The organism is Nocardioides furvisabuli, from assembly GCF_021083185.1.
Lineage (GTDB): Bacteria > Actinomycetota > Actinomycetes > Propionibacteriales > Nocardioidaceae > Nocardioides > Nocardioides furvisabuli.
Genome location: NZ_JAIGQB010000002.1, coordinates 314,155 through 331,123, shown reverse-complemented (window position 1 = coordinate 331,123; position 16,969 = coordinate 314,155). Strand labels below are relative to the sequence as shown.

Annotated in this window: 18 protein-coding genes and 2 tRNA genes; 15 read left to right on the top strand and 5 right to left on the bottom strand. The window is 71.9% G+C overall.

Features of this window, described 5'->3' with window-relative positions:
- Positions 1 to 2 precede the first annotated feature (2 nt).
- A complete protein-coding gene (locus K4G59_RS04785) occupies positions 3 to 611 on the bottom strand; it encodes a biotin transporter BioY (protein WP_231249684.1) in 609 nt (202 codons plus the stop codon).
- A 97-nt stretch (positions 612 to 708) separates the two neighbouring features.
- Here K4G59_RS04785 and K4G59_RS04780 point away from each other — a divergent pair, with 97 nt between their 5' ends.
- Positions 709 to 1,260, top strand: coding sequence for a TetR family transcriptional regulator (locus K4G59_RS04780; RefSeq protein ID WP_231249683.1), 552 nt, complete (start codon positions 709 to 711; stop codon positions 1,258 to 1,260).
- A 5-nt stretch (positions 1,261 to 1,265) separates the two neighbouring features.
- Here the strand turns inward: K4G59_RS04780 and K4G59_RS04775 are convergent, their stop codons facing one another.
- On the bottom strand, positions 1,266 to 1,874 hold the full coding sequence (locus tag K4G59_RS04775; protein ID WP_231249682.1) for a pentapeptide repeat-containing protein: 609 nt from the start codon (positions 1,872 to 1,874) through the stop codon (positions 1,266 to 1,268).
- Between the two features lie 42 nt (positions 1,875 to 1,916).
- Here K4G59_RS04775 and K4G59_RS04770 point away from each other — a divergent pair, with 42 nt between their 5' ends.
- Entirely contained in the window at positions 1,917 to 2,558 is a 642-nt protein-coding gene (locus K4G59_RS04770; protein ID WP_231249681.1) for a sulfotransferase family protein, read from the top strand.
- Here K4G59_RS04770 and K4G59_RS04765 read toward each other — a convergent pair.
- Complete coding sequence (locus K4G59_RS04765) at positions 2,546 to 3,403, bottom strand: 3-methyladenine DNA glycosylase (RefSeq protein WP_231249679.1); 858 nt, start codon at positions 3,401 to 3,403, stop codon at positions 2,546 to 2,548. The genes K4G59_RS04770 and K4G59_RS04765 overlap by 13 nt on opposite strands.
- Positions 3,404 to 3,449: 46 nt before the next feature.
- Here K4G59_RS04765 and K4G59_RS04760 point away from each other — a divergent pair, with 46 nt between their 5' ends.
- The 8 genes from K4G59_RS04760 to K4G59_RS04725 all read left to right on the top strand — a co-directional run bounded on the left by K4G59_RS04760 (position 3,450) and on the right by K4G59_RS04725 (position 10,578).
- Positions 3,450 to 4,817, top strand: a complete 1,368-nt coding sequence (locus tag K4G59_RS04760; RefSeq protein ID WP_231249678.1) for a pyridoxal phosphate-dependent decarboxylase family protein — start codon at positions 3,450 to 3,452, stop codon at positions 4,815 to 4,817.
- 9 nt (positions 4,818 to 4,826) lie between these two features.
- Positions 4,827 to 5,639 (top strand): fumarylacetoacetate hydrolase family protein, encoded by an 813-nt coding sequence (locus K4G59_RS04755; protein WP_231249677.1) that lies wholly within the window; start codon positions 4,827 to 4,829, stop codon positions 5,637 to 5,639.
- A 6-nt stretch (positions 5,640 to 5,645) separates the two neighbouring features.
- Positions 5,646 to 7,112 carry a glutamate--tRNA ligase gene (gene gltX, locus K4G59_RS04750; RefSeq protein WP_231249676.1) on the top strand — a complete coding sequence of 489 codons (1,467 nt, stop codon included), beginning with the start codon at positions 5,646 to 5,648 and terminating at the stop codon, positions 7,110 to 7,112.
- A gap of 7 nt (positions 7,113 to 7,119) precedes the next feature.
- Positions 7,120 to 8,121 (top strand): CPBP family intramembrane glutamic endopeptidase, encoded by a 1,002-nt coding sequence (locus K4G59_RS04745; RefSeq protein WP_231249675.1) that lies wholly within the window; start codon positions 7,120 to 7,122, stop codon positions 8,119 to 8,121.
- Between the two features lie 72 nt (positions 8,122 to 8,193).
- Positions 8,194 to 8,265, top strand: a tRNA-Gln gene (locus tag K4G59_RS04740).
- Between the two features lie 87 nt (positions 8,266 to 8,352).
- A tRNA-Glu gene (locus tag K4G59_RS04735) sits at positions 8,353 to 8,428 on the top strand.
- 139 nt (positions 8,429 to 8,567) lie between these two features.
- Positions 8,568 to 10,094 carry a DNA-3-methyladenine glycosylase 2 family protein gene (locus K4G59_RS04730; protein WP_231249673.1) on the top strand — a complete coding sequence of 509 codons (1,527 nt, stop codon included), beginning with the start codon at positions 8,568 to 8,570 and terminating at the stop codon, positions 10,092 to 10,094.
- A 1-nt stretch (position 10,095) separates the two neighbouring features.
- Positions 10,096 to 10,578, top strand: coding sequence for a methylated-DNA--[protein]-cysteine S-methyltransferase (locus K4G59_RS04725; protein WP_231249672.1), 483 nt, complete (start codon positions 10,096 to 10,098; stop codon positions 10,576 to 10,578).
- A 127-nt stretch (positions 10,579 to 10,705) separates the two neighbouring features.
- On the opposite strand, the gene K4G59_RS04720 is transcribed toward K4G59_RS04725, so the two are convergent.
- Positions 10,706 to 11,428 carry an IclR family transcriptional regulator gene (locus K4G59_RS04720; protein ID WP_207082043.1) on the bottom strand — a complete coding sequence of 241 codons (723 nt, stop codon included), beginning with the start codon at positions 11,426 to 11,428 and terminating at the stop codon, positions 10,706 to 10,708.
- Positions 11,429 to 11,508: 80 nt separating this feature from the next.
- Between K4G59_RS04720 and leuC the strand changes: the two genes are divergently transcribed.
- The 3 genes from leuC (at position 11,509) to K4G59_RS04705 (ending at position 14,330) form a co-directional block, all read left to right on the top strand.
- Positions 11,509 to 12,915, top strand: a complete 1,407-nt coding sequence (leuC, locus tag K4G59_RS04715) for a 3-isopropylmalate dehydratase large subunit (RefSeq protein ID WP_231249671.1) — start codon at positions 11,509 to 11,511, stop codon at positions 12,913 to 12,915.
- Between the two features lie 3 nt (positions 12,916 to 12,918).
- Positions 12,919 to 13,518, top strand: coding sequence for a 3-isopropylmalate dehydratase small subunit (gene leuD, locus K4G59_RS04710; protein WP_231249669.1), 600 nt, complete (start codon positions 12,919 to 12,921; stop codon positions 13,516 to 13,518).
- A 116-nt stretch (positions 13,519 to 13,634) separates the two neighbouring features.
- Positions 13,635 to 14,330 carry an HU family DNA-binding protein gene (locus K4G59_RS04705; RefSeq protein ID WP_231249667.1) on the top strand — a complete coding sequence of 232 codons (696 nt, stop codon included), beginning with the start codon at positions 13,635 to 13,637 and terminating at the stop codon, positions 14,328 to 14,330.
- 33 nt (positions 14,331 to 14,363) lie between these two features.
- Here K4G59_RS04705 and cofC read toward each other — a convergent pair whose 3' ends face one another.
- Positions 14,364 to 15,038, bottom strand: a complete 675-nt coding sequence (gene cofC, locus K4G59_RS04700; protein WP_231249666.1) for a 2-phospho-L-lactate guanylyltransferase — start codon at positions 15,036 to 15,038, stop codon at positions 14,364 to 14,366.
- Positions 15,039 to 15,159: 121 nt separating this feature from the next.
- Here cofC and K4G59_RS04695 point away from each other — a divergent pair, with 121 nt between their 5' ends.
- Complete coding sequence (locus K4G59_RS04695; RefSeq protein ID WP_231249665.1) at positions 15,160 to 15,936, top strand: lysophospholipid acyltransferase family protein; 777 nt, start codon at positions 15,160 to 15,162, stop codon at positions 15,934 to 15,936.
- Positions 15,933 to 16,934: an NAD(P)H-dependent glycerol-3-phosphate dehydrogenase gene (locus tag K4G59_RS04690; RefSeq protein WP_224276613.1), complete on the top strand. Its 1,002-nt coding sequence runs from the start codon at positions 15,933 to 15,935 to the stop codon at positions 16,932 to 16,934. The genes K4G59_RS04695 and K4G59_RS04690 overlap by 4 nt, the downstream gene beginning before the upstream one ends.
- The last annotated feature ends 35 nt before the right edge of the window (positions 16,935 to 16,969 follow it).

The window sequence follows — 16,969 nt, the reverse complement described above, 5'->3', positions numbered from 1 at the left end:
GATCAGCCGCGCTGCAGCAGCTGCGGGAAGGCGCGGTGCACCTCGGCGGCGATCATCGCCACGAGCGACGTCTTCACCACGTCACCGAGCCAGAACGGCATGTCCCACGCGGCAGCCTCGAGGAACGAGACGTCGAAGTGCAGCATCATCCCCAGGATGCCGAGCGGGTGGATGACCAGGATGCTCGCGGCGATGGAGCACGCGAAGACGACCAGTGCGCGCACGCGCCGCTCACGGGCGACGTACGCCACCAGGAACCCGCCCAGCGCCGCGGCGATCGGGAACGACAGCAGGTATCCGCCGCTCGGACCGGTGAAGACGCCGATGCCCGAGGAGTGCTCGGCGAAGACCGGCAGGCCGACCGCGCCGAGCGCGAGGTAGAGGGTGACGGCGGAGAAGCCGCGGACCGGGCCCAGGACGCAGCCGGCCAGCATCACCGTCAGGGTCTGCAGGGTGATCGGCACGCCGGCGCTGCCGACCGGGATCGCTCCGACGTAGGCGCTGGCGCTGATGAGCGCGGCGAACGCGGCGACCAGGGCGATGTCGCGCGTCGGCGACGAGGACCCGCCGGTGGTGTCGGAGGTGGTCTCGGGCTGGGTGGTGGCAGTCATCGGGGTCCTTGCTGAGCGCTGCGGGCAACCTGAACGGTGTTCAGGTTAGAGTGGTCGCGAAGCCAGCGTCAACGTCGTCCGAGGACCGGGAGGGTGCGTGGCCCACCACCGCAGCGACGTGCTCGCCCACGCCGTCACCCTGCTCGACACCCACGGCCTCTCGGCGCTGACGATGCGCCGACTCGGCGCCGAGCTCGGCGTGCAGCCGAGCGCGATCTACCACCACTTCGCCAGCAAGCAGGCCCTGCTCGCCGCGGTCGCCGACGAGATCCTTGCTCGCGGGGCCCGACCGCGGCAGGCGGCGGCGTGGCCCGAGCGGCTGCGCGAGGTGTGCGCCGAGCTGCGCCACGCGATGCTCGCCGTGACCGACGGCGCCGACGTCGTGGCGACCGTCTGGGCCTTCGGGCTCGGCGCCACCGCCCCGGTCGCGGAGATGGAGGAGGTCCTCGCCGACGCCGAGGTTCCCGACGAGCTCGTGGCCGTCGCGTCGCGGACGCTCGTCCACTACGTCTTCGGCCACGCCTTCGAGGAGCAGACCGCGCGGCAGGCGGTGCGCCTCGGCGCGGTCGAGCGCTCGCTGGAGTCGCTGCCCGACTTCGACCTCGGGCTCGACCTGGTCGTCGACGGCCTGCGGGCGCGCCTCGCCTGAACCGGTCAGGCGGAGGTGTCCACGTCCGCGCCGTGGAGCTCGGCCAGCAGCACCGCGCCCGCGAGGTCGAGGTGGGCCCGTTTCAGCACCGCGGACGCGAGGTCCACGCCGTCGAGGCTCGCGCCCCGCAGGTCGGTGCGGTCCAGCACGGACTGCCGCAGCAGCGCGCGGTCCAGCCGCGCCCGCGCCAGCGAGGTGAGGGTGAGGTCCGACATCGAGAGGTCGGCCTCGCGCAGGTCGACCCCGCCGAGGTCCAGCCGGGAGAGGTTGGTGCCGCGGATCGTCACCCCGAGCCACGAGCCGCCGACGACGGTGAGCGGTCGCAGCGTGCACTCGGAGAAGGTGCTGCCGACCAGTTTGCAGCCGTCGAGCGTGGCGTCGAAGAACGACGTACGCCGGAAGTCGCAGCCCACGAACGCGGTGGCGGTGTGGGTGGAGGCGTTGAAGCGCCCGCCGTGGAAGGTGCACCGCTCGAAGACCGCCCCGGAGGTGGAGGCCTCCGACAGGTCGACGTCGGTGAAGGTGCACTCGACGAACCTGGCGGCCCCGAGGTCGTCACCCCACCAGTCCTCGCCACGGAAGTGGGTGCCTGTTGCTGTCTGGGCGTCGGTCACGGCAGCCACCGTATCCGCGGTCGGACGGATAGGGTTCTGCCCGTGATCGCGTCCCACCAGCACCGCTTCATCTTCCTCAAGACCCGCAAGACCGCGGGCACGAGCGTGGAGATCGCGTTGTCGAAGGTGTGCGGGCCCGACGACATCATCACCGAGATCAGCCCCGAGGACGAGGCCCTGCGCGCCGCAGCCGGGGGCCGCGCGCCGCAGAACTTCGAGTCGCCGCCGCTGCCGCGCAAGGCGTACAACCACATGGGCGCCAAGGCCACCCGCGACCTCGTCGGGGCGCAGGCCTTCGACGACTACTACACCTTCGCGATCGAGCGGAACCCGTGGGACGCGGTGGTCTCGCTCTACTTCTGGAAGTACAAGGACCGCCCCGAGCTGCCGGACTTCGAGAGCTACGTCCAGGAGATCTGGATCGAGCAGCTCGCCAACAACCGTCGCCTCTACCGCATCCGCGGCCAGATGGTGCTCGACCGGGTCCTGCGCTATGAGAACCTCGACGCCGAGCTCGGTGAGGTCTGGGGCCGTCTCGGCCTGCCGGGGGAGCCTGACCTGCCGCGCGCGAAGGGCAACGCCCGCCCCGCCGGGCACTACCGCGAGCTCTACTCCGACGCCTCCCGGCAGCGGGTCGCCGACGTGTTCGCCGACACGATCGAGGCCTTCGGCTACGAGTTCTGAGCCAGGAGCAGCCGCTCGCACTCCTCGAGCAGCCGCGCCCGCAGCGGCGCCCCGCGCTCGGCGAACCCGCGCTGCGCCTCGACGTACGCCGCCTTGCCCTCGGCCGTCTCGATCCGCACCGGCTCGAGACCGAGATCGGCGAGGTCGTACGGCGCCGCGCGCATGTCGAGCACCCGGATGTCGCGGGCCAGCTCGAAGCAGTCGGCCACCAGGTCGCTGCTGATCATCGGAGAGAGCCGGAAGGCGTGCTTGTAGAGGTCCATCCCGGCGTGGAGGCAGCCCGGCTGCTCGAAGGCCGGCCGGTCGTCGCGGCCGGGCTGGAGGGTGTTGAGCCCGCGCGCCGAGGGGGTGAAGAAGCGGAAGGCGTCGAAGTGCGAGCACCCGATGCGGTGCGACTCCACGACGGCGTCGGTGCCCTCCGGGCCGAGCCGCAGCGGCCAGTCGTGGCGGGTGCCGTACTCCGCTGCGCGGTGCACCATCGCCCACTCGTGCAGGCCGAAGCAGCCGAACTGCGGGGCCCGCCCGGCGGTCGCCGACAGGAGGGTGTGCAGCTGGGTGAGCAGCGGGCGCTGCGCGAGGACGTACGCATCGGTCACCGTGACCGGATCGGCTCCGTAGCCCTTGAGCCCGGCGTGGTCCGGGGCGTCCTCGAGTGCGACACCGAAGCCCGGGTGCCAGCGGCGCAGCTGGGCCGGGCGCTGGGAGTAGTAGGTGAAGAGGAAGTCGTGGACCGGGTGCGTGACCTGCTCCGAGCGCCGCGCGAGGTGCGGCTCGACGAACGCGTCGACGCGCGCGGCGTGGGCGTCGGCCAGGGGACGCCACTCGGCCGCGGGGAGCACCTTCACCAGTCCGAGGCTAGTGCGTGAGGGCGCTCGGGCGGACACTGACGAGATGGACAACGACCGCGGTGCCGGCCTCGACCGCGCCCACGCCCTCGCCGTGCAGTGGCTCGACTCGCTGGCCGCACGCCCCGTGCCGCCGCGGCTCACGTCCGAGGAGATGGCCGGGCGGCTCGAGCGGGTGCTTCCCGCCGGCCCGACGAACATCGCCGCGGTCGTCGACGAGCTCGCGGCGGCCTGCGACCCGGGGCTGACCGCCATGCCCGGCGGCCGGTTCTTCGGCTTCGTCATCGGCGGCACGCACCCCGCAGCCCTCGCGGTCGACTGGCTGGTGAGCGCCTGGGACCAGAACACCGGACTGCGAGTCCTCACCCCGGCGCACTCGGCCGTCGAGGATCTCACCGAGGCGTGGCTGCTCGACCTGCTCGGGCTCCCGCCGGGCGGCGCCGTCGGCTTCGTCACCGGCGGGACGATGGCCAACTTCACCTGCCTGGCCGCTGCCCGTGACGAGGTGCTGCGTCGGCACGGCTGGGACGTGGCGACGCAGGGACTGGCCGACTCCCCGGGCGTACGCGTCCTGGTGGGCGCGGAGCGGCACGACACCATCGACCTGGCGCTGCGCTACCTCGGGCTCGGCAGCCCGGAGGCGGTCGCCGCCGACGACCAGGGTCGGATCGAGCCGGCGGCCCTCGCCGCGGCGCTCGAGGCCGGGGACGGCCGTCCGACCACCGTCTGCCTCCAGGCCGGCAACGTGCACTCCGGCGCCTTCGACCCGTTCGCACCCTGCATCGCCGCCGCCCACGACGCGGGGGCCTGGGTGCACGTCGACGGCGCCTTCGGGCTCTTCGCCGCCGCGTCGCCCGCCCGCCGCCACCTCGTCGCCGGCTTCGAGGACGCCGACTCGTGGGCCACCGACGCCCACAAGACCCTCAACGTCCCCTACGACTGCGGCCTCGCGATCGTCCGCGACCGTGCTGCGCTGCGGGCGGCGATGGGCATGCACGGCGACTACCTCATCCACGACGTCGCCGGCGAGCCGCTCGACAAGGTCCCCGAGATCAGTCGCCGCGGCCGTGCCTTCCCCGTCTGGGCGGTGCTGCGGGCGCTGGGGCGCAATGGCGTCGCCGACCTCGTCGACGGCTTCTGCGCCCACGCGCGGGCCTTCGCCGACGGGATCGCCGCCATCGACGGCGCCGAGGTGCTCAACGACGTCGACTTCACCCAGGTGTGCGCGAGCTTCGGAGGCGACGACCACACGCGCGGGGTCGTCGAGGCGATGCTCGCTGACGGGACGGCATGGACGACGGGTTCGCGGTGGCGCGGCCGGGCGGTGCTCCGGGTCAGCGTCAGCAACTGGTCGACGACGGACGAGGACGTCGCCGTCAGTCTCGATGCGCTGCGGCGAGCGGCCGCTCGATAGGCTCGGTGCATGCGCATCTGTCGATTCAGCACGGGCGAGGAGCCGCGGTTCGGCGTCGTGACGGGAGAGGTTGACGAGCTCGGCCAGCCTGCCGAGGACTCCGTCGTCGTCGCCCTCGCCGGCGACCCCCTCTACGTCGGGATCAAGGTGCTCGAGGAGCAGTACGCGCTCAGCGACGTACGCCTCCTCGCGCCGATCATCCCGCGCAGCAAGGTGGTCGGGATCGGCAGGAACTACGCCGCCCATGCCGCGGAGATGGGCGGGGAGGTGCCGGCCGAGCCGCTGATGTTCCTCAAGCCCAACACCACCGTCGTCGGGCCCGGCGACCCGATCCAGTACCCGCCCCAGACCAGCGACCTCCACTACGAGGGAGAGCTGGCCGTCGTCATCGGGCGCATCTGCCGCGACGTCCCGGTCGAGCAGGCCACCGACGTGATCTTCGGCTACACGATCGCCAACGACGTGACCGCACGCGACCTGCAGAAGTCGGACGGGCAGTTCACCCGCGCCAAGGGCTTCGACTCCTTCTGCCCGCTGGGGCCCTGGATCGAGACCGACCTCGACCCGCAGGACTTCGTCGACGGCCGTGCGGTGCAGACCTTCCTCAACGGCGACGTGGTCCAGGACGGCACGACCGCCGACATGATCTTCGACGTCCCCGCGCTGGTCGCGCACGTCTCGTCGGTGATGACGCTGCTGCCCGGAGACGTCATCCTCACCGGCACCCCCGAGGGTGTCGGCCCCATGCAGGTCGGTGACGAGGTCGAGATCTCGATCGCCGGCATCGGCGCCCTGACCAACACCGTCTCCAAGAGGAACTGACACCCCATGACGAGCCCCGTCCGCGTCCGCTTCTGTCCCTCGCCCACCGGGTCGCCGCACGTCGGCCTGGTGCGCACCGCCCTGTTCAACTGGGCCTTCGCGCGCCACCACGGCGGGTCGATCGTCTTCCGGATGGAGGACACCGACAAGGAGCGCAGCACCCAGGAGTCGTACGACGCCATCGTCGAGCTGTGGCGCTGGCTCGGGCTCGACTGGGACGAGGGCATCGAGGTCGGCGGGCCGCACGGCCCCTACAGGCAGAGCGAGCGCGGCGACATCTACCGCGACGTGCTGGCGCAGCTGCGCGACTCGTCCTACTCCTACGACTGCTTCTGCACCAATGACGAGGTCACCGCCCGCCGGCAGGCGTCGGGCTCGAAGATGCAGGGCTACGACGGCTTCTGCCGCGAGCTCTCGCCCGAGCAGCGGGCCGCCTTCGAGGTGGAGGGTCGTGCGCCGATCGTGCGGTTCCGGATGCCCGACGGCTCCATCACCTGGACCGACGCGGTCCGCGGCGACATCACCTTCGAGACCGAGAACGTCCCCGACTTCGCGCTCTCGCGCGCCAACGGCGACCCGCTCTACACCCTGGTCAACCCGGTCGACGACGCGCTGATGGAGATCACCCACGTCCTGCGCGGCGAGGACCTGCTCTCCAGCACCCCGCGCCAGCTGGCGCTCTTCGAGGCGCTGGTCGCCCTCGGCGTCGCCGGGTCCGTGCCCGTCTACGGCCACCTGCCCTACGTCATGGGCCAGGGCAACAAGAAGCTCTCCAAGCGCGACCCCGAGGCGCACGCGCTGGCCTACCGCGAGCAGGGCTTCCTGCCCGAGGGCCTGCTCAACTACCTCGCGCTGCTCGGCTGGGCGATCTCGGGTGACCGCGACGTGTTCTCCATGGCGGAGATGGTCGAGGCGTTCGACATCAACGACGTCAACCCCAACCCCGCGCGCTTCGACCTCAAGAAGGCCGAGGCCATCAACACCGCCCAGATGCGGCTCCTGCCGCTCGACGACATCACCCACCGGGTGCTGCCGTTCCTCAAGGAGGCAGGTGTCGTCGGTGACCCGGTCAACGACGCCGACGCGCAGATGCTGGAGCTGGCGATGCCGCTCGTGGGCGAGCGCATCAACAAGCTCACCGAGGCCGCCCCCATGCTGGGTTTCCTCTTCGTCGACGAGGCCGACTTCGAGCGCGACCCCGACGACGTCGCCAAGCTGCTCGACGAGACCGGCCGCGGCGTCGTCCAGGCGGCGTACGACGCCCTCTCGGGCCTGCACGAGTGGTCGACCGCCGCCATCGAGGAGTCGCTCCGGGTGGCGCTGATCGAGGGCATGGAGCTCAAGCCCCGGGTGGCTTTCGGGCCGGTGCGAGTGGCGGTGTCCGGCAAGCGCATCAGCCCGCCACTGTTCGAGTCGATGGAGCTGCTCGGCCGCGAGCGCAGCCTGTCGCGGCTGACGTCCGCGCTGGCATGACGACGCCATGACCACTGAGCTCGCGCCCGACTTCCGGCCGCGCTACCACGAGCTCCACCGGGTCGGCCGCCGCGGCTGGTGGCGCTCCCTGGTGGGGTCTGCGGTGCTCCTGGTGATGGTCTTCGGGATCGTGCCGGCCGTGCTCGGCCTGGTCGCGCTGGTGGCCCTGGTCGCGGGCGGCACCAGCGTGGAGGACGCCGGGTCCCTGCTCGACGTCACCCAGGGCGTCACGCCGATGGGCCTTGCGGTGCTCAACGTCCTACTCGGCTCGGCCATAGCGTCCAGCTGGCTCGTGCTGTGGCTCTTCCACCGGCTCAAGCCGCGCTGGCTCTCGTCGGTGGCGCCGCGGCTGCGCTGGCGCTTCCTGCTGGCCTGCCTGCCGCTCTCGGTGTTCGCCCTGGTGGCCAGCCTGGGCGTGGCGCTGTTCCTGCCGGTGGCGGACGGCGCCGAACCCGTGGGTGCGCTCAACGACTTCACCAGCACCACCCGCGACTTCCTGCTGGTGATCGCCCTGCTGACGCCGCTGCAGGCGGCGGGGGAGGAGTACGTCTTCCGCGGCTACCTCACCCAGGCGTTCGGCTCGCTGCTGCGGTGGCGGCGGGTGTCGCTCGTGCTGGCGGTGGTCGTCCCGTCGCTGCTCTTCGCACTCGCGCACGGCGTCGGGCAGAGCGCCCCGGTCTTCTTCGACCGGTTCGCCTTCGGCGTGGTGGCGGGCATCCTCGTGATCCGCACCGGTGGCCTGGAGGCGGCCATCGCGATGCACGTGCTCAACAACTTCTTGGCCTACGGCATGGCGCTGGCGTTCGGCGACATGACCGAGGCGCTCAACGCGACCGGTCCGGCGAGCCCGTGGATGATCGTGTCCACGCTGGTCCAGTCCCTGGTCTACCTCGGGCTCGCGTCGTGGGTCGCGAAAGCGATGGGCCTGGTCGACGTCGGGCCGCCGGTCGGGGGAGCGCCCGCCCGTGTCGAGGACCCCGTTTTGGAAGGCTCGCCCCCGCGCGTGTAACGTTCGGGATCGGTTCCGCAAGGAACTGCGTGGTGGTCGGGACGATCGCAAGCGATCGGATCGATACCCCCATGGGGTATGGTGTAATTGGCAACACGGCTGGTTCTGGTCCAGTTGTTCTAGGTTCGAGTCCTAGTACCCCAGCGAATCCGGACCGCAAGGCCCCGGATTTGGAGCAGGACATCATCTTCGATAATGTTCTCTCCGCCGCTCACTGAGCGGCATCTGCAAGCCCCCGTCGTCTAGCGGCCTAGGACGTCGCCCTCTCACGGCGGTAACGCCGGTTCAAATCCGGTCGGGGGTACCAACGCAGGACGAAGGGCCCGGTCATCAGACCGGGCCCTTCGGTGTTGATCGGCCTCCTCCGGCGCGGGCACCAGGAGCGCCGTTCCCCCCGTGTCCGTTTTCCGCTGGTGTGTCATGCCCCGAGTCGTCAGACTCGGGGCATGACGCCGTCCGGACACCTCGACACCGACGCGTGCTACCGCGCCGTGCAGAGCCGGGACCGGCGCTTCGACGGTGTCTTCTACACAGCGGTGCGCACCACGGGGATCTACTGCCGGCCCTCCTGCCCGGCGCGCACCCCGGCGCCCGCCAACGTCACCTTCCACGCCACGGCCGCGAGCGCCCACGCCGCGGGCTACCGGGCCTGCAAGCGCTGCCTGCCCGACGCCACGCCCGGCAGCCCCGAGTGGGACGTCGCCGCCGACGTCGCGGGCCGCGCCATGCGGTTGATCGCCGACGGGCTCGTCGACCGCGAGGGGGTGGACGGCCTGGCCCGTCGCGTCGGCTACACCCCGCGGCACCTCGGTCGGCTGCTCACCCAGGAGCTGGGCGCCACGCCGCTCGCCCTGGCCCGCGCCCGTCGCGCGCAGACCGCGCGGATCCTGCTGGAGACCACCGACCTCGCCGTCACCGACGTGGCCTTCGCCGCCGGCTTCGCCAGCGTCCGTCAGTTCAACGAGACCGTGCGCGAGGTCTACGACGCTTCGCCGAGCCTGTTGCGGGGGAGGCGACGCTCGCCCCGTGACGGCCGGCCGTCGGGCTCGCTGGCCATGCGGCTGGCCGTGCGCACGCCCTTCGCGGGCGGACGGCTCCTCGACTTCCTCGCCTACCACCTCGTCCCGGGCGTCGAGGTGGCCGCGCCCGCCTGCTACGCCCGCACCCTCGACCTCCCGCACGGCCCCGGCACGGTCCGGCTGCGTCTGGAGGACCTGCCGCCCGCCGCGGGCACCGGCTTCGTGGAGGCCGAGTTCTGGCTCGCCGACCTGCGCGACACCGCCGCCGCCAGCGAGCGCGTACGCCGCCTGCTCGACGCCGACTGCGACCCCGGGGCCGTCGACGCGCACCTCGGCGCCGACCCCGTCCTCGGCGAGCTGGTGCGCGCCACGCCGGGACTGCGGGTCCCGGGCCAGGTCGACGGCGACGAGACCGCCGTGCGCACCGTCATCGGTCAGCAGGTCAGCGTCACCGGCGCACGCACCGTGGCCGGCCGCATCGTGGCCGCGCACGGCCATCCGGTCGACTCACCCGTCCCCGGCCTCACCCACCTGTTCCCGGACGCCGCCACGCTGGCCGGCGTCGATCCCGAGACCCTGCCGATGCCACGGGCCCGCGGTCGCGCGCTCGTCGGGCTGGCGAGCGCCCTGGCGCGCGGCGAGGTCGTGCTGGACCGCGGCCCCGACCGTGACGACGTACGCCGCGCGCTGCTCGCCCTGCCCGGCATCGGGCCGTGGACCGCTGACTACGTCGCCATGCGGGCGCTCGGGCACCCCGACGTCTTCCTGCCCACCGACCTCGCCGTGCGCCGGGTGCTCTCGGGCCTGGCTGCCGGCGGCTCCGAGCCAGACCCGCACTCCTGGCGGCCGTGGCGCTCCTACGCCCTGATGCACCTGTGGAACCCGCTCATGCCACCCACCCCGACCCCTGACAACCACCCGGCCGCGGCGCCCCGCCCGGCGAAGGAGACCTGACATGTGGACCGTGCTGCCCTCGCCCATCGGCGACCTGCGCATCGTCGAGCGCGACGGCTCGATCGTGGCGATTGAGTTCTCGCCGTTCCGCCCACCCGCCGACGGGCGCCCCCTCGGGGCCCGCTCCGACCGCGAGCCCGTGCTGGTCGAGGCAAGGCGCCAGCTGGCGGCGTACTTCGACCGCCGGCTCACCGACTTCGACCTGCCGCTCGCGCCGATCGGCACCGGCTTCCAGCAGCGGGTGTGGGAGCAGCTGGGTCGCATCGCGTACGGCGAGACGGCGTCCTACGGCGAGATCGCCGGCCGCCTCGGGATGACCAACGCCGCCTCGCGCGCCGTCGGCCTGGCCAACGGCCGCAACCCGATCCCGATCGTCGTCCCGTGCCACCGGGTCATCGGCGCCAACGGCACGTTGACCGGGTACGCCGGCGGGCTCGAGCGCAAGCAGCTGCTGCTCGAGCTGGAGCAGCAGGCCTTGTTCTAGGTCTAGGTCGAGCGGGCACTTCCTCGCGGTGGATTCGGGTCACCGGGCACTTCCTGGCGCTGAGGGCGACACCGAGCGCGAGGAAGTGCCCGGTCAGCGTCCCTCAGCGCGAGGAAGTGCCCGGTCGTCACTCGGCGGCGGCGCGGCGGAGGGACTCCGAGAGGCGGTCGGCGGCGGCGAGCACCGCGGGTGCGTGCATGCGGCCGGGCTGGCGCGAGAGGCGCTCGAGCGGACCGGAGACCGAGACCGCGGCGATGACCTTGCCGCCGGGGGAGCGGACCGGGGCGGAGACCGACGCGACGCCCTGCTCACGCTCGCCGACCGACTGCGACCAGCCGCGGCGGCGGATGCCGGAGAGCGCGGTGGCGGAGAAGGCGGCGTTCTGGAGGCCGCGGTGCATGCGCTCCGGGTCCTCCCAGGCCAGCAGTATCTGAGCGGCCGAGCCGGCGTTCATCGTCAGCTGCGAGCCGACCGGGATGGTGTCGCGCAGGCCGGAGGGGCGCTCGGCGGCGGCGACGCAGACGCGGTGCTCGCCCTGGCGGCGCCAGAGCTGGGCGGACTCGCCGGTGATGTCGCGCAGTCGCGCCAGGACCGGGCCGGCGGCGGCCAGCAGGCGGTCCTCGCCGGCGGCCGCGGAGAGCTCGGAGAGGCGGGGGCCGAGCACGAAGCGGCCCTGCATGTCGCGGGCGACGAGGCGGTGGTGCTCGAGCGCGACCGCGAGGCGGTGGGCGGTCGGGCGGGCCAGCCCGGTGCCGGCGACGAGCCCGGCCAGGGTGGCCGGTCCGGCCTCGAGGGCCGCGAGCACGAGGGCGGCCTTGTCCAGCACGCCGACACCAGATCCGTTGTCCATATGCCGATATTCTCATCTCAGAGAGTGGGATGCAAGATGTAGCGTCGTCCTACCGCAATGGAGCAGAAGGAGTTTGTGTCATGGGCAAGACCCTGTCCGAGAAGGTCTGGGACGAGCACGTCGTCCGGAGCGCCCCGGGAGAGCCCGACCTGCTCTACATCGACCTCCACCTCCTCCACGAGGTGACTTCGCCGCAGGCCTTCGACGGCCTGCGCCTCGCCAGTCGCACGGTGCGCCGCCCCGACCTGACGCTGGCCACCGAGGACCACAACGTCCCCACGGTCGACTGGGACAAGCCGATCGCCGACCCCGTGAGCCGCACGCAGGTCGAGACGCTGCGCAAGAACTGTGCCGACTTCGGCGTCCGCCTCCACCCGCTCGGCGACGTCGAGCAGGGCATCGTGCACGTCGTCGGTCCGCAGCTCGGCCTGACGCAGCCCGGGATGACCATCGTGTGCGGTGACTCGCACACCTCCACGCACGGCGCCTTCGGTGCGATCGCCTTCGGCATCGGCACCTCCGAGGTCGAGCACGTGCTCGCCACCCAGACGCTGACCCAGGCCCGCCCGAAGACGATGGCCGTCACGATCAACGGCAGCCTGCCCGAGGGCGTCACCGCCAAGGACATGGTGCTCACCCTCATCACCCACACCGGCACCGGTGGGGGCCAGGGCTACATCGTGGAGTACCGCGGCCAGGCCATCGAGGAGCTCTCGATGGAGGGCCGGATGACCGTGTGCAACATGTCGATCGAGTGGGGCGCGAAGGCCGGTCTGATCGCTCCCGACCAGACGACCTTCGACTACATCGAGGGCAAGCCCGAGGCGCCGAAGGGTGCCGACTGGGACGCTGCCGTCGCGCACTGGAAGACCCTGCGCACCGACGACGACGCCGTGTTCGATCGTGAGATCGAGCTCGACGCGTCCACGATGACGCCGTTCGTCACCTGGGGCACCAACCCCGGTCAGGGTGCGCCGCTGGGCGCCACCATCCCGAGCCCCGACGACTTCGGCGAGCCCAACGACAAGGTCGCGACCGAGAAGGCCCTGCACTACATGGGCCTGGAGGCCGGCACGCCGCTGCGCGAGGTCAAGGTCGACACCGTCTTCGTCGGCTCCTGCACCAACGGACGCATCGAGGACCTGCGCCTGGCGGCGTCGATCCTCGAGGGTCGCCACGTCGCCGACGACACGCGCCTCCTCGTGGTGCCGGGCTCGGTGCGCGTCCGCCTTCAGGCCGAGGCCGAGGGACTCGACAAGGTCTTCCTCGCCGCGGGTGCGGAGTGGCGCGGGGCAGGCTGCTCGATGTGCCTGGGCATGAACCCCGACCAGCTCGCCCCGGGCGAGCGGAGCGCGTCGACGTCGAACCGCAACTTCGAGGGGCGGCAGGGCAAGGGCGGTCGTACGCACCTGGTGTCCGTGCCCGTCGCCGCCGCCACCGCCGTGCGCGGCACCCTCTCGTCGCCCGCCGATCTCCAGGAGGTCTGACCCATGGACAAGTTCACCACCCACACCGGCGTCGGCGTCCCGCTGAAGCGCAGCAACGTCGACACCGACCAGATCATCCCCGCGGTCTACCTCAAGCGCGTGACCCGCACCGGGTTCGAGGACGGGCTGTTCGCCGCGTGGCGGGGAGATCCCGACTTCGTGCTCAACGACCCCGCCTACGCCAGCGGGTCGGTGCTGGTCGCGGGTCCGGACTTCGGCACCGGCAGCTCGCGCGAGCATGCCGTGTGGGCCTTGCAGAACTACGGCTTCCGGGCCGTCATCTCCTCGCGCTTCGCCGACATCTTCCGCGGCAACTCCGGCAAGGCCGGGCTGGTCGCCGCGCAGGTCGACGAGAAGGTCGTGCAGCGCCTGTGGGACTGGCTCGAGGACAACCCGGGCGGCGAGGTCACCGTCGACCTGGAGAGCCGTACGGTCCGGGCCGGCGCCGGTGAGGACGCCGTCGAGGACTCCTTCGACATCGACGACTACACCCGCTGGCGCCTGCTGGAGGGACTCGACGACATCGGCATCACCCTCGGGCACGACACCGACATCGCCGACTTCGAGGCGTCCCGGCCGAGCTGGAAGCCCGTCACGGCCTGAAAAAGCCCCACAAACAAGGGCGATGGTGATTGTCCTCACCCTCCCATGTGCCTAGCGTGCCTTGCAGAGGGTCGAGCACGAGCTCGGCTTCGCAGGTTCATTGGGAAGGGAAGCTAGTGAACAAGTCAGAGCTCATCGACGCGCTCGCCGCGCGTTACGAGGGGAACCGCAAGCAGGCGGCCCACGCACTGGAGTCGGTGCTCGACACCATCACCCGTGAGGTGGCCAAGGGCGAGAAGGTCGCCATCACCGGCTTCGGCTCGTTCGAGAAGGCCGTGCGCAACGCGCGCTGGGTCCGCAACCCGCAGACGGGCGAGCGGATGAAGTCGAAGAAGAAGGCCGTGCCGAAGTTCTCCGCGGGCAAGGAGCTCAAGGACGTCGTCGCGGGCGCGAAGAAGCTGCCGAAGCTGACGGCCGCGACGATGCCCAAGCCCCCGGCCAGCGTGCGTGCGGCGGCTGCCGCCGTCACCGGTGCCGCGACCAGGAAGTCGACGCCGGCGAAGAAGGCCGCCCCGGCCACGAAGACGTCCGCGAAGAAGGCGCCCGCCAAGACGACGTCCGCGAAGAAGGCGACCCCCGCCAAGAAGACCGCTGCGAAGAAGGCCCCGGCCACCAAGGCGTCCGCGTCCAAGGCCACCACGGCGAAGAAGACGACCCCGGCGAAGAAGACGACGACGGCCTCGACGTCCGCGGCGAAGAAGGCCACGCCGGCGAAGAAGGCGGCCGCCACGTCGACGGCCACGAAGGCCCCCGCCAAGAAGGCGACCCCGGCCAAGAAGGCCGCGGCCAAGAAGACCGCCAAGAAGTCCTGAGGCTCCAGCACTCCCGGACCGCGACGAGGCGGGTCACCCCAGTGGGGTGGCCCGCCTTCCGCATGCCCGGGCGGTGTGCGGTCCCACGCCACCGACGAGGACGGCACCCAGGTCGAGGAGGTCGTCGACGTCCGCCCGCAGGCTGCGCGCGGAGGCTCCGACCTCGACCGCACCCGACGCCGCGTGGCGCGCCGCCGACTCCATGCCGAACTGCGGCGCGAACTGTGCGGCAGGAGCGGCGTACGTCGTGGTGCCCGTGCCGGTCCGGTCCCGGACGAAGGCGGCGTGACCGGCATCGACCTGCGTCACCACGTCCTCCAGCGCCGCGGCGAGCTCGGCGGAACGCAGACCCGGCAGGTCGGCGCACAGCGCGACCGGCACCGCGCCCGGCCAGCGGCGTACGACCTCCGCGACGGCCTGCACGAGGGTCTCGTTGAGGTCCTCGCTGGCCCCGTCGGGCATCACCTCGGCGCCGAGGGCCCGCATGGGCGCGGCCAGGCGGAAGTCATCGGTGACCACGAGCACCCGCGCGACGCCGGGCGTCGCGACGGCCGCCTGCACGGTGTCGAGCGCGAATGCCTCGGCGAGCTGCCGGCGTCGCTCGTCGTCGAGACCCACGAGACGGGACTTGCCGTGCGCCGGCGGCTTGACGGGTACGACGACCACGCAGCGCGGCGTGTCGGCATCGGTCGGCGGGGGGCTGGTCATCACCGCGAATCCTGCCACCCGGGACCAGCGTGCCGCTGGGGTCCCGCAGGGCGGGTGACCGAGTAGCCTGCTGGCGACGCAGGGAGCGTCCGGGCGAGGCCCGTGGGAGCGGGAGGTGTCGGTGCGCGTCAGGAAGCTGGAGCGCCCACGCGGCTGGGCGATCACCGTCGCGGCCTCGATCCTCAAGCCGACCCTGCTCACCGCCACGTCGCGCACCTGGATCGACGGCGAGAAGATCCCCGCCACCGGCGGGTGCATCATCGCCCTCAACCACATCTCCCACGTCGACCCGCTGCTGTCCGCGCACTTCGTCTACGACCACGGACGGGTGCCGCGTTACCTCGCCAAGTCGGGTCTGTTCCAGAACAGGTACCTCGGTGGCCTGCTCTCCGCGGCCGGGCAGATCCCCGTCGAGCGACTGACCCGCAACGCGGTCGGTGCCTACGACGCCGCGGTGCGTGCGATAGGCGAGGGCGAGTGCATCGTCATCTACCCCGAGGGGACACTGACCCGCGACCCACACCTGTGGCCGATGAAGGGCAAGACCGGCGCCGCACGCATCGCGCTGGCGACGGGCTGTCCCGTGATCCCCGTCGGCCAGTGGGGCGCGCACGAGGTCCTGCCTCCCTACACCAAGCGCCCGCACCTCGTGCCGCGCAAGAACATCGTGATGAAGGCCGGCGACCCCGTGCCGCTCGACGACCTGGTCGCCGCGCCGCACACGCCGGAGACCACGGCGCAGGCCACCGAACGGATCATGACGGCGATCACCGCCGTCGTGGCCGACCTCCGCGGCGAGACGCCCCCGACCGACCGGTTCGACCCGCGCCGCAGCGGCGTACGCGAGACCGGCAACCCGTACGACCCCCACCGGACGAAGAGGAAGCGCACCCGATGACGAAGATCGCAGTGTTCAGTGCCGGATCGTGGGGCACCGCCTTCTCGCTGGTCCTCGCCGACGCCGGCAACGACGTGTCCCTGTGGGCGCGCCGCGACGAGGTGGTCGAGGCGGTCAACGAGCGCCGCGAGAACACCGACTACCTGCCCGGCATCGAGCTGCCGCCCTCGATCCGCGCATCGACCGACCCCGAGGAGGTCGCGGCAGACGCCGACGTCGTGGTGCTGACCGTCCCGTCGCAGTCACTGCGGGAGAACCTGACCGCGTGGGCGCCGATCCTGCCCGAGAAGGCGACGCTGGTGTCCTTGATGAAGGGGGTCGAGCTCGGGACCCTGATGCGGATGAGCGAGGTGATCCAGGAGGTCACCGACGCGTCCGCCAACCGGATCGCGGTGATCAGCGGACCCAACCTTGCCCGCGAGATCGCGCGCCGTGAGCCGGCCGCGTCGGTCGTCGCCTGCGTCGACGAGGAGCGCGCCAAGCACCTGCAGGCGATCACGCACGGCCCGTCGTGGCGGCCCTACACCTCCGTCGACGTGCTCGGGTGCGAGATCGGCGGTGCCTACAAGAACGTCGTCGGCCTCGCGGTCGGCATGGCCGTCGGTCTCGGCTTCGGCGACAACACCACGGCCTCTGTCATCACGCGCGGGCTCGCCGAGACCGCCCGCCTCGCCACCGCGCAGGGCGCCAACCCGCTCACCCTGATGGGCCTCGCGGGCCTCGGCGACCTCGTCGCCACCTGCTCCTCGCCGCTCTCGCGCAACCGCACCTTCGGCGAGCGCCTCGGCCAGGGGATGACGACCGAGGAGATCTACGCCTCCACGCGACAGGTCGCCGAGGGCGCCAAGTCCTGCAAGTCGCTGCTCGCGCTGGCCGACAGCGTCGGCGTCGACGCCCCGATCGCGCAGGCCGTCGACGCGGTCGTCGACGGCCGGATGACCGCGCTCGACATGATGAACTCCTTCATCGCGCGCGACACCAAGCCCGAGCTGCACTGAGCCACGACGGAGCTCCACCGAGACCTCCTACGGGA